Consider the following 17,334-nt stretch of genomic DNA (forward strand, 5'->3'; position numbering starts at 1 on the left):
CTGCCGGTCTGTCTTCCGGATTCTCGCAGCCATTACGATTGTATCCGTAACGGAATCCGTTCTCTGAGGGAGCCATGCTCCGGCGTACTTCATTTCATCAACGTTTTATCCGATTTGCATTTTAACATTTCAAGTATAGCCAGTGCCCCTAAATCTGTCAATCTCGGAGGGCAAACGACTGATGGCCACTATTATGAATGTCCTGATTCTGGACGATGATTATCATTAATCCCACTCGTCGGCTTAAGGTAATTCTATGTTGTATAATCGCTGACTTTGCATAACCAAACCATGTGAACCGAATCCGGTCCCCAATAATCCTTAACCACCTTATACGGCTTGCCAAATTTCTGCAGCCATTTTGCCTGCGCACGTTGGTAGCCACTGTCCAGGCAAAACTGCTCAATCCCTTGTTTTCCTAGATATGCCATCAATTCCTTAATCAGCCACGAGCCTACACCGAGACCCTGATAGCTTGGCAAAACGTATAAGCTTCCTAGCTCTCCCACATCATCAAGTTGATTTCCGGTGCATGAGCGAATATCCTCGTCGCAGGGTGCAAATGAAATCGTGCCGACAACCTTCCCGTCTATTTTGGCAACAAGGAAGTATATATCCGTATTCGCCGGGTTCAGAAAGGCATCAACCATTTGTTTTTTATTGTCAACTTCATGTTGAATGTCCTCCTGCAAATGCCCCAGTCCCTCCTTTTCGAAGGCATCTGAAATTGTAGATTTAAAAAGCTGAGATACAAGTCGTCTATCGCCTTGAGTGAGCGTATGTATGGTTAACTGATTAGTCCTAGCCAATGTAAAAATCACCTCTATATTAATTTAACACTTCTATGTTATACAAATGCCCAAATTAATCCACTCCATATATTTCTCTAATATATAGATCGAATGTAAGATTCACTCATTTGGTCGAGGACGTAACTACGGTGAATATTTGGAATTCCGGCCGCTGTTGTCGTAAGAATTTCTTGATTGTACCCGCTAAAATATTCTCAAAGAAAGCAACCTTTCGCGCCCATAGTAAAATAGCACTACACTTGAAGTATTGCTGTTGGTGTCAATGGTTCCTATTCTCTCTAGTAAGTGTCTTTATAAGTTCTTGACGGAAACAACTTTCCTGACCAAATCACCTTTTCTTCAATCCGCATGAACAGCTTTAATTTATACTCTGCTGTTTCCTGTGGGGAGAAGTGGATGCTTTCGATCTTGGAAAAGCTCTGTGCCGCACTTTTAGTCCAGACTACCTGCATCATAGTTCTCTGTTTCTTATCATATCGATCATTTGCTTAGAAGAAATTATTGAACCATGCATAATATCCCGTTTGGACTCTTGGATCATTTCTGCAATTTCAGGATCAGCATCAAGCTCAGCAATTTGCGCAGCCGAAAGAGCATCTGAGTTGTCCTGAGACTGGATTAATTCGAACACTTCATATTCTGTGTCATTGATTACAATTACAGGCTTCTGACGGTCATTCATAAAAGAACGATACACTTTACCGCTCTTATCCTTTAATTCCAGATACATGCTCATCAACTCCTTTGTTCAATATTATACCCTGAATTCGGATACACGGATACAACGTCATGATATAGCAAAAGACTGATAATCCCAATGTAGTACATGTAGTAAATATGTAGTAACGCCGATAATACTGAATATCACATCTTAGTTCTCAGCAGCAATATATGCTTTATTTTTACTCTGGTTAACACTATACAAGACCCCATAACACACCAAAAGACCCCCACTCCATACTTCGGGAGCAAGAGGCCGCAAGTTCAAATCCTGTCGTCTCGACCATACATATAGGCTAAAGCGGGCTGTCGCATAAGTGTTTTTCGAGAAACGGGACAGTCCTGTTATTAAAAAGAGACCATAAAAAGATAACAGACCAGCGATTCTCCCGTTACTGGAGAATCGCTGGTCTGTCTTTTTGTCATTGGCTGCTTTGCTTTACCAAATTATGGGTAGGGGGAAACTACCCGACTTCGAGTTTTAGTTCATAGTTCATTGGATGCTTGAGTCCTCGTATTCTAGCAACTACGTTATGGATTAAACCCCATGCCCGTTATTGAGCTTGCCCAAGCAGCCTGAAGATAACCGTTGCTGCTTCAGCTCTTGTGGCCTGGCTGTCCGGCGCAAACTTGCCGTCCGGCATTCCGCCAATCACTCCGCTCTTGCTCATGTCTTCCACGGCATCAGCCGCGTAGGATGATACTTGATCAAGATCAGAAAATGACACAGGGGCAGCATTGTTACTGGTATTAGCATTGACACCGGCATTCGCCGCACCGCTCAACGAAACATTTGCAAGCTGTGTCAGACGATGCAGCATGACGGCCATTTCCTCACGGGTAATCTCCTCATTCAGACCGAAGGTGCCGTCCGGCTTCCCCTTAACAATACCCAGCTTCTGGGCGCTGGCAACCGCTCCGGCATACCAGGCCCCCTGCTTCACATCTGTAAATGTGCTTACGACTGACTCATCAACCAGGTCGAACGCATTCATCAGGATCTTGATGAACTCTGCACGGGTGACGTTGCCTGAGGGATTAAAGTTATCCGCATTTGTTCCTTGGATCGCTCCTCTGGCCGCGAGTGCTTCGATGCTGTCCACTGCCCAGGCTGCAGTTGCAATATCCTTAAATGAAACATTCGAGTAGTGTGTTGCGTAACTTCCGCTCCGGTTGAGATTGAATTCCAGTGTCCCGGCAGCGGCGTTGTATTTACCGCTCTTCACAATTTCCAGCTCGCGCTTATCATTGAGATAATAGGCCACTACCTTGTTAGGGTTCTCACCCGGCTTCAACGTGTACGGCAGTGCGAGCTTGACGCCCTTCGCCTTTAGTACGGAGGCCCGAACAGCAGTCCCGTCAACACTCAGACCGAAATTGCTGAGCATGTTCACTCCCAGCAGCGCGCTTGCCTGCAGCGGTAAGCCTGCCGGATCTATAGCGCTGACAGAAATCTCCAGCTTATTACTCTTCCCGTCGGCATAGACTTTCAGGAAACTCTCGTTCAATAGAATGTCCGCCACTCCAGTCTCAATCTTGACTGTGTGCACACCTTGTGCCGCCATGAGCGCTTGCAATGGAAGCTCAACTGACAGCTGCTTCATGCCTGCCGCCGCTTTAATGGATACTGTCAACCTGCCGTCTGTTATTCCCTTGGCTGCAGCCTCAATATTCCCCGCTATCAGCACTGCCTTGACCGTTCCGTCAGCTCCAGCCACCGGATGCAGCACAATGCTGCCTATGCTTACGGCAGCAGGTGCTGCTGTCGGCGCCGCGCTTGGCGAAGGCTTCGGCGTCGGGATATAAGTCTCGGACCCGGACGCCGGAATTCCCGGCGTAGGTGTCGGTGTCGCCGAAGGCAGCGGCGATGCTGATGGCGTTGCCGCCGGAAGCCGCTGCAGACCGGCAACCGCTGCCGCAAGCCTGCTTAACGCGGCGTCGATTCCCGCCTGGTCAGCCGTTCCGCTCTCCAGCAGCGCAGCCGCAGCGGCTACAGCCTTCTGGAGCGCCGTCCAGCTGTCCGGTGTATACAGCCCCTGTTCCAGCTCCAGCACTTCCTTCAGCTTCGCCTCCAGACCGGTCATGATCACCGGCGGAGTTACGAAAGCCAACGTCAGTGTATACGTCCGGTTCGTCGTTTTGTCCGCAGCCGTTACGGTCACCTTGTATCCGGTCTGGAGCTCCGTTGCAACGGTTATGCCGTCACTTCCATATACGGCAAAGGTTACGCCTGCCGGAACTTGCAGCCCTTCCTTCAATTCCGTCAGCGTAGTCGTCTCCGGCACGATGATTTCTTTCGCTACCTGATCGACAACGCCGCCGGGAATCGTGATTCCGCTGATCAGCGCATTGCGGCCTTCCACCGGCTGCAGCGCTTCAAAGGCCGCTTTTAAAGCTGTATAAGCAGCATTAATGTCACCTTCGGTCGAAGCCCCGTTCTCGTACACAGCTTGAGCCGTTGCAAGTGCAGCATGCAGCGTCTCCCACTGCCCCGGCGCAGCGGTATAGTTCTCTTCATTCACCGCCGGATCTGCGGCCGTATCAATAGCAGTCTTCAATCTTGTCTTGTCATACTTCACAAATATACGGCAGCTTGCTGATAGCTCTGTTCCGGCTACCTTGCCGGAAATCATGAAGTCTGTAGCAATCGTAAGCTTGTTAAGCGGAATGTCCTCCCACTGCACATCTGCCATGCCCTTATTCCCATTCGCATAAGTTACCAATACTTTGGACGGCAGTGCAGGAACTACCCCTATCGTCGTATTTACGGCAACCTGCTCTATGCTTACAATTTTGCCGAATGTGCCCGGATCGGGCGTTTCTCCCTCCGGCTTGGCCGAGATCGCGCGCCATTCCTTGACTCCCGTGAAAACACTCGCAGATTGTTTAACCAGCGTCAGCCGCAGCTTATCCGTTTCCACCTTATCAAAGGTTACATCGTTAAACTTATCCTTCTCCTTGCCCTTCTCACTCAGGTTGGTGACAGGGACAAATTTACCGGCTGCCTCATCCCAATAGTCAAGGCTGTAATCAGCTGGCACCTGCACGCCGCCGCCGTCATCGAAGAAATATATCGAGCTGCCGGAGAGGCTTACCTTCTGCTTCCAGGTATATTGCAGCCATTGATTGTCCCCTGATCCGCCCCAGTTGCCGTACTGTGTTTCTATTGTATTATCACCTAAACCAGTAGAGAAAAGCGGAATATATCCATCGTTAACCGCATATACCGACTCCCAGGCCGAGGTGTATGAAGCGCTCGGCACAGCCAGCAGCGCCGCATTTCTGTAGCCGAGAGTACTAAAGGCTATACGCAATTGGTCGGTAGTAGCCTTCACTTCATCCAGAGTGTAGTTTCCTTTGCTCAGTAATGTTTTAGCCGCAGTTAATGCGGTCTGCAGTTGCTGCCAGGATTCCGGTGTGAAGTCGCCGGAATTCCGGACAATTTTCCCTTGCGCCGAATCCCGGTCTGCGAATTTCGCAACCATATCGGCCAGTTCAGCCGTTGCTATGAACACGGACACAGGAACTTCTACGACCGTTTGCTTGTCTCCATCGCTGACGGTCAACTGATACTTATATTCACCTACAGTCTTGAAGGTGGCTTTCAAAACAGCCTGATCGAGCGCACCCTCTTCGACCTCGCCATCACCGGATATTTTCTCCCATTGATAGGTCAGCTTGCCTCCAGGCAGACCGTCATCGTAAATTTGGGGAACCACAGCCAGAAGCTCATCCTGCTGAACTCTTACCGGAGTATCTACCGTTACCTTCGGTGCCTGATTCACTGCTGGTGTGACCGTCAGGCCGTTATTGTAGATTTGAATTTCTTTGATACCTGTTGCGAGTTCGAGTGCATGGGTCACACTGACACGAATCGCTGTCGTATTCACCTTCTCGAACTCCACATTGTTATAGTTGGAAGCCACAACATCCGGGTAGCGGAATTGCCCTTTCACCGGCTTCCAGGTTATGCCGTCCGCCTCCAGATACTCGACACCGAACGTCTGCGGTGTACCGTAGCCATTCAGGAGACGATTATTGTAGAAATAGACCTTCACATTGTCTACGGGCTTGGTGGCGTCAAACTTGAACGTGACCGTATCGGCAGGATTCGGCGAACCGCCGAACAGAGCCGTGTTGGACGTGTGGTCAATGGAAGCTATCGTCGAGCCGTCCGCCAAGCTTTTAATGCTTGAACCGCTCTCGATATACGTCGATTCGATCGTCGTTCCGGCTGCAGCGGCCAGATTCTCGCCACCATTGACAATATCTACGCCCGCCTTGTTGAACATATCCACCGTTTTTGCATTAGTTGCCAATGAAGTATCATCAGCCTTGGCTAGAGGGGTAGCGCTGCCTTTTTCAAACAACACTTCCGTTTTAGAATTGTCACCAACCGCTCCGGTAACATCACCCTTAGGCATTTCCACCTTGCCAGTCGCCGTGTCATAAATAAGATGTGACATTTCATTCGTGGTCATCACAAGCTCACCGTTAATGAACAGCGAGAATCCGGACGGAATGTCTTGATAAGGCAATTTTTTGTCCCCGACATATACCTTAGGGTCCTGCCAGACGATCGACAGATCCGCATTATGATACCGCACATTGTCTACCGCAAAATGGTCATATTCAACATTGATCGGCCACAGCTCAATCTTGTCGTCCGTTCTCGGCTGAAGACCTGCCATATCCTCCAGTACGGTGTAATTCATCATGCCCAGCGTATCGTGGTGAATCCAAGCCCGCACCATTTTGCCGCTCGGGTTCGGAGGATTCTCCTTTGTCCACGGTGTTCCGAAGAAATAGTCCTCCAGCCAGAAGAATTCATTGGAATCGAGGTGATCCGTATTGCCCGTCTCCACCGTATGCAGCCATGCACCCCAGTCGAACAACGTCTTGTAAGTATCACTGTTAATATTGTCCACAGGGTAATGGCGCAGGGAAGCACGGACAGTATTAATGTAGTTGCCGAAGTTGCACCAGGCGAACTGGTCGGTGCCGAAGGCATCCGTCTTGCCATTCTTGAAATCCTCCACCCGTTTCATAATGCTGTTCTGATCCGCTGTGAAGAACGGAAAGATCGGATAATAATCAGGATCAGCGTAATCGGTCAGCTGGGTCAAATATTTAGCCTGAAAGCCCTCCTGTCCTTCTGTCGGCACAACGCCGAAGTTGAAGACGAACATGTTGTTATCGCGCCACGGGTTGAACACATCCTCTTTACCGACAACCTTTTTATGCAAAAAGCTGCCTTCGCCGTTCGTATCCGCTTTGCCGTCTCCGTCAAAATCCTTACCGTCAAACCACATATCATTCAAAATTGTACTCTGAATCTTCCCGGCAGTTTCATTCATCCGGGTCTCATTCGCCGTATCTCCCAGCTGCTTATACATTTGGGCTGTGGCCACTGCATTGCCATAAGTAGTCGCAGAGCCGTCCAGACGTGCATTGTTGCCGTTGCCGTTCCAGTGCATGGAGACGGTGTCACCGTCATTTCCAGTCATCGGGCCGTGGTTATAATAGACGAGATTCGGATCATTGCCCTTGAAATGAGCCAGTGTGCCGGTCACGTCATTGGCTGAGAAATCAGCGAATTTCTTCAGGATTTCCGAACCGCCACCATAGATTTTGTACGCTTCCCAGCCTACCTGCGAGCTGTTCTGCATCATGTCCCAGGTCCAGATATTGGGCCGTCCGGGGTTGTTCTTGTAATTCTTGTTCTCGGAATATTCGCCCTGCGCCAGCCAGGTCCCATAGGCATAGGACGGATCGCGGAGCCATTTCAGATCCTGCAGCGCCCACGGCACGCTGACTGTGATACCGTTGTTGTAGCCAAGCACACCCTCCATATTCATCGGGAACTGCCAGTCATTGCCGGGAATGTTGGCATCCAGGATATTAAAGCGGTTACACCACCAACGGTAATAGAGCACTTTTTTCACATTTTCATCAGGGACATCAATATACGGGATATTATCCGCCCACCACTCGTTGTACTCCTTCACCTGGGTGGAAAAGGCCTCATTATTGCCGGCCGCAGACTTGAATTCCTCATACTGCATCTTGGAGCCGGGAATTTCATCCGCGAGCCAGCCCATAACCACCTTCTGGTCAAGCGTCCCACCCGCAGGAACCGTAATCTCTCTGACCAGCTCATTCCCGGCAGGAGTAAGTCCGGTTCCGCTAAGATGAACATCCACATATGACATCGCTTTCACAACTTTTTGGCCGGACTTCCCGATCATCAGCGGAGCCGCTACCCGGTCACCGATCAACTCATCCCCCTCTGCCCTGGATACAAACGGAGATTTGACCTTCAGTGTCAACTGGATGTCGCTTGCCGTGGGATTCTTGAATTCCAGCAGTGTTACTGCACTGTTATCATTCGAAATAAATTTGCGCTGGTTAATCTCCAGTTCCCCGCTACGGTAGGTTTGGTTCTCGTGGCTGGGATAATTTTTACGGGCAGACTGATCCTCCGTAACCTCTCCCGTCGAAAGAGAGAGCGTATACATAACATCCTGGTTCAACGTATCTGCATAGTACACACTCCCGGCAAAACCCAGCTTCGAGTTGTCCTGTGTCTTCATGTACAGGGCGCTGCCCCGGCTGAACAATGTATTGGCGCTGGCATCATCATTCCCATTGTCATCAGGAATCACGCCTTCGTTCACGAGCAATGAATCCAGCCAGGGCAGGTCGGCGTTATCTTTCTTAAAGGCATCAAAGTCAAAATTCTCAATCGTCTGCATCATTTCCCCAACGGTAGCTTTGCTGAAATCAATTCCCTCCGGGGTAGTGATGTTACCCACTTTCCACTCCGGTTTCCCGTAATCGGTTCCTACACCCTTATGATCGAAATCTGTCGTATAATTCGCTGATGCCGGGACGATCCCGCCATTTAGGACTACGGCAGCGCAAAGCGCTGCCACACAAGCCTTCCCTGACCGCTTAGTCTTTCTCATAACTTGTTGTCTCCTCCTTTTTATCCCTTGATTCCTGTCAACGCAATACCTTCCACAAAATATTTGTTGCCAATCAGGAAGAACACCAGACAGGGAGCCGTAACGACCAGAGCGAGCGCCATAACCTGTTCATAGTTCGGAATACGCATTCCGTTCACAATATACAGACCCATCGGCAGTGTATAATCCGCTTCTGTCTTCAAATAAATCATCGTATAGAAAAATTCATTCCAACAGTTGATGAAGCTGAACAGGGCCACAACAATCATGGCCGGACGAATGAGCGGCAGCATGATGCGGGAGTAAATGCGGAAATAACCCGCACCGTCAATCTTCGCCGCTTCACTGAGTTCAAGCGGAATGGTCGTGAAAAATTGCCGGAGCAAAAAGACAAAGTACGCATTGCCGCCTGCGCAGAAAAATGCGGGAATAATAAGTGCCGGCTTGCCGGCCAGTCCCAAGGAGGTATACAGGGAATATTGCGGCAGCAGGGTTACAGCGCTTGGCAGCATCATGGTGCTGATTACGAGCACGAACCACATCCCGCGCAGCGGGAACCGCAGCTTGGCAAAAGCATAACCGGCAAAACTCGTGGTCAGCACTGTTCCGATTACATAAGGCACCACAATCGAGACTGAGTTCCAGAGCTGCCGCAGAAACTGGATGCGCTCAAGCCCCAGCCGGAAATTATCAAACCCCGGCTCACTGGGGATAAATACTGGCGGGCGCGCCAGAATCTCTGAATGGTTAACGAATGCGCCGCGCAGCAGCCAATAAAGCGGAAAGGCGAATAGCAAAGCGAGCAGGCAGGAGAGTAGGATGAGTATGACGTTCACCGCTTTTGTTTTGTTCTTTGCTCGCTTAAGACTTGAATATTTTACAGTCGCAGATACGGCCATTATCTCACCCTCTTTCTTTTGCCCATTGAATCATCCTTCTTGAGCGCGCCCTGGAAATAGAACAGAATAACTGTAATGACCAATGTGATCAGGAAGACGATCCAAGCCTCGGCAGACGCCAGCCCGCGCATCCCCACCTGCACAAAGGAATGATCATAAATCATAACGTTGATGAAATAAGTCATCCGGTCCGGTGCACCATTTCTGGACAACACCACACTTTGGGTATAAATCTGGATAGAGGTCATCATGCACATAATCAATTGGAAAAAGAGTACTGGCTTGATCGTCGGGTAGGTGACCTTCTGGAACTTGTGCCAGGCATTGCCCCCGTCCATCTCGATCGCCTCCAGCAGTTCACCGGGAACGTCCTGCAAGGTAGCAATGAAGACAACAATCGTGCCCCCGCATGTCCACAAGCTCATAATAAACAACGTCTCGAAGATCCGCACCGGGTCTGTCAGGAAGTCTAAAGGCGCTATGCCCAGCTGCAGCAGCAGCCAGTTGACCAAACCGCCCTTGGCCTGATTCTGCAGCAGCATCTGCCAGACAATCGTGGTCGCCAGCATCGGAATGACCGAGGGCAGGAAGAAGACCGCCCGCAGCATATTTCTGCCGAGAAACTTGCGGTTCAGCAATAGCGCGACCAGCAGACAGAAGGCAATAACAAGCGCTACGTTGATAAAGGCGTAAATCAGGGTGACCGTGATTGATTTTTTGAACTCGGAGCTTGGATTGCTGAAAATATATCTGAAGTTGTCCAGCCCGATCCATTCCATCACCTGCCCGCCGCTCATCACCGTGATTTTGTGAAAGCTGTAGAACAAGCTGGCCAACATCGGATACAGGGTCAGCACCAAAAAGCCGATAATCGCGGGTGCTGCAAATAAATATCCGGCGACCGCTTCCTTGGTGGCGCCTTTGGCAGGCTTTTTAACATAGTTGGGTGCCGTGCCGGTCTTGCTCTCTGGATTCATAAGCCATAGCCCTCTCTTTGAAAATAAGCTTTAATTACGAAACCTTTCCGCTTTCCCACAGTTTCTTAATCGTTGGCATAATCTCATCGTAGATGTCCTTGACGCTCTTCTGACCGGTCAGCGCCTTGTCGATGGATTTCTCGTATTCCGTATTCATCTTAAGATAAGCCGGAACATAATAAGCAGGCCACTGTGCAATGGAATCCTTGGTTGTGGAATAACTGAGAATCGTTTCTTTGGCACTTGCCGGAAGATCGGCAGTCCATTTCTCAATGAGGGCAGGGTCGGTATACCAGTCGGCTTGGTTAGGCAGCCATGCTCCGCTCTTGAGCAGATCCAGGGCATTCTCCGGGTTCACCATGTAAGCGTAGAATTTCTTGGCTTCCTCAATATGCTTGGAGGTATTGTAAACTACCAGTGGAGCACCTGCGTTCATCGTTACGGCTTGCTCCATCTTTGGCAACACACCGACACCGATATCATCGTTGCCTTTGATGTTAGCCAAATCCCACGAGCCGCTGACCGCCATCGCATAGCCGCCGCTCAGCGCATCAATGACCGAACCGGCGCCGGTAGTCCATGAATAATTGAAGGGCGAGGCTACCTTGTCCTTGTTGATAAGATCGGCCAGCTTCTGGATACCCTCAACCGATTTGGGCGAATCCCACAGAAACTCCTTGCCGTCCGGGGATACAATACCGCCTCCGTTCGCATTGGCTGCCCAGAAGTGATGGAACTCACGTCCTGCGGTAAACCCGATGCCGTAATTCTCTGTCAATGAAGCGTTGAACCCCTCATCTGCGGCCGTTTTGCCTTTGGTATCAGTGGTCAGCTTCTTGGCATTGCTCACGAAGGTGTCCCAATCCCAGGCATCCTCAACCTTGGATGGCGGATAGGCGATGCCCGCAGCATCGAACTTTGCTTTACTGTAGTACAGCAGCTCCAGTTGGTTAGAGAGGCCGACACCGATAACTTTTTGCTCCGGAGAATGGATTGTAATCGCTGCCAATTTCTCCGGTATCGAACCATCAGCAAGCAGATCACTAATGTCTTCGAGAATGCCCATTTCATTGTATTTTTGAATATCCCCCTCGCCCATGTAGCTGATATCCGGCAGTTGACCGGAGGCTAGGCGGGTCTGAATGAAAGTATCAAAGGTTCCGTCAGCCGGCAGCACTTGCGCATTGATCTTAACTCCGGTGTCTGCTGTATATTTCTCTGCAGCCTCTTCCACCAGCTTCTTCTGCGCGTCATCGCCCCAATACAATAGTTCAAGCGTAATATCCTTGCCGGACGTGCCTCCCTTATCATTCGCGGCTTTTTCTGTGGCTTTGGCGGCATTGTTGCCCGTGTTTTTCTCTCCTTTCCCCGAACAGCCGGCCAGCGAAGCGAAGACCATTGTTAATGCCAGTGATAGAACCAGAGTGCGTTTACCAAACTTCATGTTTGTTGCCTCCCTTTTCTTTTAAATCTATATAGAATGAACTTGTGAGACCTAATGTCGATTTTCCAAGTTCACTTATATTTATTTCGATTATACAAAGTTAAACGTTTAATCTAAAAGCTTCACGGGTTTGTCCGTTAGGTAGCCTGTCCCATTCTGCCGCTTCTGCCGGCGATTATGGACAAGCGCTGAAGACGCCGCCTTGAAGTCTTACTTGGCGCTGCAGTTGGCCTTGCCCGGAGCGGAAACCCACCTTGTCTTCAAGCAGCAGGTATCTGGAAGGGTACGCCGCATAGCTGGTAATTGTCCAGCCGTCGGCCTCTTCGGTAACATAACCGTTAACACAACGCAGCTTGCCGCTGCTGTCTCTATAGAGGTAGGCGGTTGTCCCAAAGCCCAATAAGTAGGCAACCAGCTCTTCACCCATGTCCCAATCATCTCCGGATACAGTGGAGAACAGCGAGGCGAATAACGGATCACTGCTTGCTACAAATACCGACTGTCCGAACCTGTTCCTCGATAGCTCCGGCATATTCAGATTAGGTGCAGCCACACTGTAAGTTGAGGCCGCCTCTCCCGGCTGCAAGCGGCGCGGAGTGGAGCGCACATTCCAGTCATAACAATTGAACACGGCCATTGTAGAACGGTAAGCTGCCTCCAAATATTCGGGATTGCCCAAATGCTCGTAGGCAACCCGCGCCGAGCCGGATACTAATCCCCCCCATAAGGAATGGATCATGGAAGACAGGGCTTCCCACCAGCGGTCCGGGTTCTGGACCCTGTAGTCATTACTGAACCCGATGTTCGCCAGAATCAGCTGTCCGTAGCGTTCCGCTTCGTCCAGATTCCCAAGATGGCACAGCGTTTCACAGGTAGGGCCAAACCCTGCGTTATCATAGAAGTGTTCCGTAATTGCCCCGCCGTATTGCTGTACTTCTGTCTGCAGATTCCGGCCGAACTGCTCCCATAACTGCTGTAATTGCTCCTGCCATTCCACAAGTCCCTCTTCCTCAAGTGCCTGCAGCAAGTCTTGAATATATAGGGTGAAAATGCCGTTCAGCCCCGCCTCTTCCTTCTCTCGCTGCCTGGAATGGCAGTCCGGGTTCAGACGCAGGCATATCACTTCGGCAGCCCACTCCAGATAAAGCCGTGGCGGATGCAGCCTCAGCAGCGCAGCATCCATTCTCGACAGCAGGTAGAAAACATGCGCAATATAATCCAGATCATAAATCCGGTAGAACCCTCCATACAAGGGGCGCGGCCGAGTGAAATCGCCATCCTCGAACCAATGGAGCTTCATATCCAGCACTGCAGCAGCCTCGGCCTTCTCAACCTGCTCCGGCACTGCCGCCGACATGCTGTTCTTCATCAGAAGGAAGGTCAGCTTGCCAAGTGATTCTCCCTGATTGGACAAGGGACGGAAAGCGTAGGGGCGTCCGACTCCATCTGCGCTTCCATAGCTATGGGCTACCAGCCATTCTGCCCGTTTCTCCAGCATAATGTCGATCGGCTCCAGCACGTTCCACACCAGGATGTCGCTGCGTCCGTCTTCAAACACCAGCTCAAGCTTGTGCTCACCAGGCGCCGGACGAAGCAGCGTAAGAGTAAACCTGCCATTCTCTCCTTTTACCGGAATCGCCTGATCTGTAATATCTTCGCGGCGGATCTCCTCCGTTCCAGGTGGAGCGCTGAATAGGCGGATTTCACGTATAGACTGTTCCTGCGTTATCCCAACCTCAGCCTGGAAGATTCCGCCCTGCGTCAGCACAGGCGTATAGCTCCAGTGCGGGTGGCCAAACGCAGCTCCCTGGCGGTAGAAATCATCCTGATCCTGGCAAGGGAGGAATACATACTCCCAGCTGGAAGTCTGCCCGGGCTCCAGATCCAGTGCATGGTAAGCGTTACCATAGATCCAATCCGCAGCTGCTGAGGCGGGCATTGAAGCTCCATCCTCCACCAGCGACAGCCGATGATACAGCAAGCCGTCCAAGGAAGGTGATACCTGCTCAAGAAAGCGGTTACTATAACGGCAATAGGAGCCTGCCGTGACTGTTCTGCCTCCAGTCTGATAAATACCCAAGTGCGGCGCCTCATTGCTGCGCCTGATAGCGGCGAACTTGGTGAAGTCTCCGCCCAGATGAGTGAACACTGCACACGATTCACCCATATTGCGCAGCACGTTCTCATCCCTGAACATGATATAGGCCAGCGAGAACCATACATGCAGCCCGTTAATCCGTACAGCTTGTGCGGAGCGGTTGGACAATTCGATACTCCACCTGAAGCGTTCCTCCTCCAGTGTATACACGAAGCGGATCGTTACCGGAAAAACATCAAACTCAACAGCAGCACGATGCTCTCCCTCCTGGATCACAATCGGCTTAAGATCCACACTGCGTATGATCTTCCCATTCAGTTCGAGCGTCCATTCCCCGAACAACTTATCCTCGTCTTCATATCCTGCCTGTTGCAGATAAACGGGATCAACCACCCAGTTCATTACGGCGGGATCTTCCTGCATAACCAGGGACTGCATGGCTCCCCGGGCGCTAAGCTCCATTCTGTATTTGGCATTGCTGAGAAACGTCATCGCCATCACCTCTTTCGCGTCCTGCCTCATAATCTAAACGTTTAGATAAATGAAAAAAATAGGATGTGAGACATCGGCTTTATCTCACATCGTTTACAGCAGCTACAGAGTCACGCTCGATTAACCGGCATTCCGGCATAATCAGTGGCGCCGACTCGTTCCCATTGATCACATTGTACAAGCTCTCTATGGCCTGATAGCCCATCTCGTGCAGCGGAAGTTCCATCGTCGTAATCCGCGGGCGCAGATAATCACTGAATTCCCGGTTATCGAAGCCAATCACCGACAAGTCCTCCGGAACCTTAACGCCTCTTTCATCGGCTGCCTGTAATACCCCTACCACCATAACATCATTCATAGAGAGGATAGCCGTCGGCGGCTCCGGCAGAGATAACAGCTCGCCGGTCAGGACATATCCGGATTCCCGCTCCCAGTCCCCCATCTTGATCAATAAAGGATCAAAGGGCAGTTCAAAGTCGGTAATCGCCCGATAATAACCGTTCAGCCGTTGTCTGGACGGAATGGAATCCATCAGCCCGCTAATGACCGCGATTCTGCTGTGACCCTTCGCGACCAGATGGGACATGGCCTCATAAGAAGCCTGTTCGTCGTTATAATGTATGGAAATGTCGTCCCGTGTATAACCGTAGGTATATACAATAGGTTTGTCATCTGCATCGATTAGTCCGGTTAGGTCACGGGTATGTACACCGATATAGATAATCCCGTCCACCTGCTTGCTGAGCAGCTCGGACACAGCATTGGCAGCGTACTTCCGGTATGCCTCTATATCAGCAAAATTACGGCCGATACGTTTATTTAGACGAAGGTTAACCAGTAAAATATGCAGATCATGCCGATCGCCAAAATCATTGATACCATCGATAATCTCGGGTGCATTAAACACCGTCACATCCTCCGCGATAACACCGATCGTATTCGTACGGTTGAGCTTGAGACTCTTGGCAATATCGTTGGGTTTGTAATTCAGCTCCTCAATCGCTTCAACGACTCGCTGACGCGTTTCTGGACGGACATTGCGGGTACCATTAAGCACATAGGAGACTGTAGCAATCGAAACATTGGCTTTAGCAGCGATATGCTTAATACTGGTTTTACTCATTGTAATTCTCCTATTCTATGCCGCTAACGTCTTGTTAAACGTTTAGATTGTTAAGTGACACCTAAAATATACCATAAGAAACTATCAGTAGGCAAGAGTTTTCCGTCAAGCTAAACCCCTTAATGAATCAAGGGGTTTTATTGGTTAAGAAGGAATAACTGTAATATTGCTCCGCATTACTCAGGCTTGTCCAAATATCTGGACTTTCCCCGCCTATGTACCAGTAGGCCACTCCCGCTAAATTTTTAGTAACAGCAAAATGATATTTGGCAATTAAAGAGCGCCCGTCCTCAATCCAAATCATGTGTTGCATAGCATTGTTCGTATAGCCGGCAACATATTGAGCCAATGATTCATTCCATAGCGGTTTCATCGAATAGGTATTGATCCTCTGATTTTGCTCAGTGAACGTAATGAATCCGGAGGATAAAACTGTTCCATTTTGCTTTAACATCCAGTCCCGGTTATAAAATGGCAGTGCCAATATGACCTTGTCATTTGATACAACCTTTAGCAAGGTTTCGAGTGCGTTTGTGATATAGGGAAGCGAAGCATTAGAGCCTGGATTGACACTTCCACCGTAATGCTCATCGTAGCCCATCATTACTACATAATCCACTTGTTTGCCAAGCGCAGCGTAGTCAAATGCCTCCGTCCAATCTGTACCAAGATCAGGCGATACATCTATAGTCAGCGTAGCATTAACGCCATGCAATCTTTCTGCTAATAAGGTAATAAAAGCTGTCAAATATTTCCGGTCCGTAGCCTTTACATTCTCAAAATCTATATTTAGCCCATCAAGGCCATATTTACTTACTATCGCTGCTAATTGGGTTATTGCAGTATTCCTTGCTATTATGCTAGATAACATTAGATGAGTAGCTTCTTGATCGGACCGGTTACCGACCATCGCCCAAATTTCTTTGTCCTTCGTCTTTGCCCACGAAACAAGCGGGATTTCCGTTGAATCCGTTACAATCCCAGTTCCCCCTACAAAATACCACCGTGGAGACAAGATGTTCACATTCGATTTCAGAATAGTGCTCTTATACTCTGCGGTTGTTTGTCCATACTGCCAGCCGATAACAATCTGTTTTTGCGGCTCGTTCTCAAGCTCTGCGGCCCAGCTTTTATTTTGCAGCACCCGATAAATAAGTACAGTTGCTTCCTGCCTGGTAATTGCATCCGCTGGACGAAAATATCCTGTTTCATCGCCCTTCATTAATCCTAGCTTACTAACGGCGGCAACAGAATTACCAGCCCAAGCAGCAATATGATCACTATCCTTATATGCTGTCAGATTAGCGGTTTTGCTGTTCGTTTGTTGCAATGCACCAGCCATCCAAACAGCTGCCTCTTGTCTTGTAACTGCTCTCTTTGGTGCAAAGGTAGTCTCCGAGGTTCCACTTGCCAGGTTCAGCTGAACAGCCGCCTGAATTGGACCGTAATACCATTCATTCATTACAACATCTGTAAAAGCGGTTACTGGACTAGCCACTGGATCAAGCTTTAGCAAACGTTCCAGCACAGTAATAAATTCTGCTCTGGTCATAGACTTTGCTGGTGAGAAACTCGTCAACGAGGTTCCTGTAATAAGCTTTTTATTATATAAATCTATGATCTCTTTTTGGGCATAGCTTGTGTTTATATCATCAAAAGGCAGCCGTCCATCGGCCAATATATGCTGACAAAACATGCTTATCGAGCAAATGACGGCGGCGGCGGCTATGATGAATCTACCTAATATGGCCTTCACGAGATTCCTCCTATGACTTCAATTTTAGAATTGTATCAAAGATAG

The 17,334-nt window shown here is 49.6% G+C and carries 9 protein-coding genes; all 9 read right to left on the bottom strand.

Features of this window, described 5'->3' with window-relative positions:
- Window positions 1–254: 254 nt before the first annotated feature.
- The 9 genes from AC3WT9_RS16255 to AC3WT9_RS16295 all read right to left on the bottom strand — a co-directional run bounded on the left by AC3WT9_RS16255 (window position 255) and on the right by AC3WT9_RS16295 (window position 17,289).
- A complete protein-coding gene (locus tag AC3WT9_RS16255; protein WP_492407744.1) occupies window positions 255–692 on the bottom strand; it encodes a GNAT family N-acetyltransferase in 438 nt (145 codons plus the stop codon).
- A 571-nt stretch (window positions 693–1,263) separates the two neighbouring features.
- A complete protein-coding gene (locus AC3WT9_RS16260) occupies window positions 1,264–1,542 on the bottom strand; it encodes a hypothetical protein (protein ID WP_341091108.1) in 279 nt (92 codons plus the stop codon).
- A gap of 544 nt (window positions 1,543–2,086) precedes the next feature.
- Entirely contained in the window at window positions 2,087–8,500 is a 6,414-nt protein-coding gene (locus tag AC3WT9_RS16265) for an S-layer homology domain-containing protein (protein ID WP_492407745.1), read from the bottom strand.
- A gap of 20 nt (window positions 8,501–8,520) precedes the next feature.
- Window positions 8,521–9,399 (bottom strand): carbohydrate ABC transporter permease, encoded by an 879-nt coding sequence (locus AC3WT9_RS16270; protein ID WP_492407746.1) that lies wholly within the window; start codon window positions 9,397–9,399, stop codon window positions 8,521–8,523.
- Window positions 9,399–10,376 (bottom strand): carbohydrate ABC transporter permease, encoded by a 978-nt coding sequence (locus tag AC3WT9_RS16275; RefSeq protein ID WP_492407747.1) that lies wholly within the window; start codon window positions 10,374–10,376, stop codon window positions 9,399–9,401. Before AC3WT9_RS16275 ends, AC3WT9_RS16270 begins: the two co-directional genes overlap by 1 nt.
- Before the next feature lie 34 nt (window positions 10,377–10,410).
- Complete coding sequence (locus AC3WT9_RS16280) at window positions 10,411–11,820, bottom strand: extracellular solute-binding protein (RefSeq protein ID WP_341091106.1); 1,410 nt, start codon at window positions 11,818–11,820, stop codon at window positions 10,411–10,413.
- Between the two features lie 175 nt (window positions 11,821–11,995).
- Window positions 11,996–14,410, bottom strand: coding sequence for a hypothetical protein (locus AC3WT9_RS16285; protein WP_492407748.1), 2,415 nt, complete (start codon window positions 14,408–14,410; stop codon window positions 11,996–11,998).
- A 79-nt stretch (window positions 14,411–14,489) separates the two neighbouring features.
- Complete coding sequence (locus tag AC3WT9_RS16290; RefSeq protein ID WP_341091102.1) at window positions 14,490–15,533, bottom strand: LacI family DNA-binding transcriptional regulator; 1,044 nt, start codon at window positions 15,531–15,533, stop codon at window positions 14,490–14,492.
- Between the two features lie 127 nt (window positions 15,534–15,660).
- Window positions 15,661–17,289, bottom strand: a complete 1,629-nt coding sequence (locus tag AC3WT9_RS16295) for an S-layer homology domain-containing protein (protein WP_492407749.1) — start codon at window positions 17,287–17,289, stop codon at window positions 15,661–15,663.
- Between the last annotated feature and the right edge of the window lie 45 nt (window positions 17,290–17,334).

This window comes from Paenibacillus sp. EB106-06-01-XG199 (assembly GCF_058791575.1).

Excerpts from the sequence above, each read along its gene's own strand:
- AC3WT9_RS16260 (WP_341091108.1), bottom strand. The coding sequence starts at position 1,542 with ATGTATCTGGAATTAAAGGATAAGAGCGGTAAAGTGTATCGTTCTTTT.
- AC3WT9_RS16265 (WP_492407745.1), bottom strand. The coding sequence starts at position 8,500 with ATGAGAAAGACTAAGCGGTCAGGGAAGGCTTGTGTGGCAGCGCTTTGC.
- AC3WT9_RS16270 (WP_492407746.1), bottom strand. The coding sequence starts at position 9,399 with ATGGCCGTATCTGCGACTGTAAAATATTCAAGTCTTAAGCGAGCAAAG.
- AC3WT9_RS16275 (WP_492407747.1), bottom strand. The coding sequence starts at position 10,376 with ATGAATCCAGAGAGCAAGACCGGCACGGCACCCAACTATGTTAAAAAG.
- AC3WT9_RS16280 (WP_341091106.1), bottom strand. The coding sequence starts at position 11,820 with ATGAAGTTTGGTAAACGCACTCTGGTTCTATCACTGGCATTAACAATG.
- AC3WT9_RS16285 (WP_492407748.1), bottom strand. The coding sequence starts at position 14,410 with ATGACGTTTCTCAGCAATGCCAAATACAGAATGGAGCTTAGCGCCCGG.
- AC3WT9_RS16290 (WP_341091102.1), bottom strand. The coding sequence starts at position 15,533 with ATGAGTAAAACCAGTATTAAGCATATCGCTGCTAAAGCCAATGTTTCG.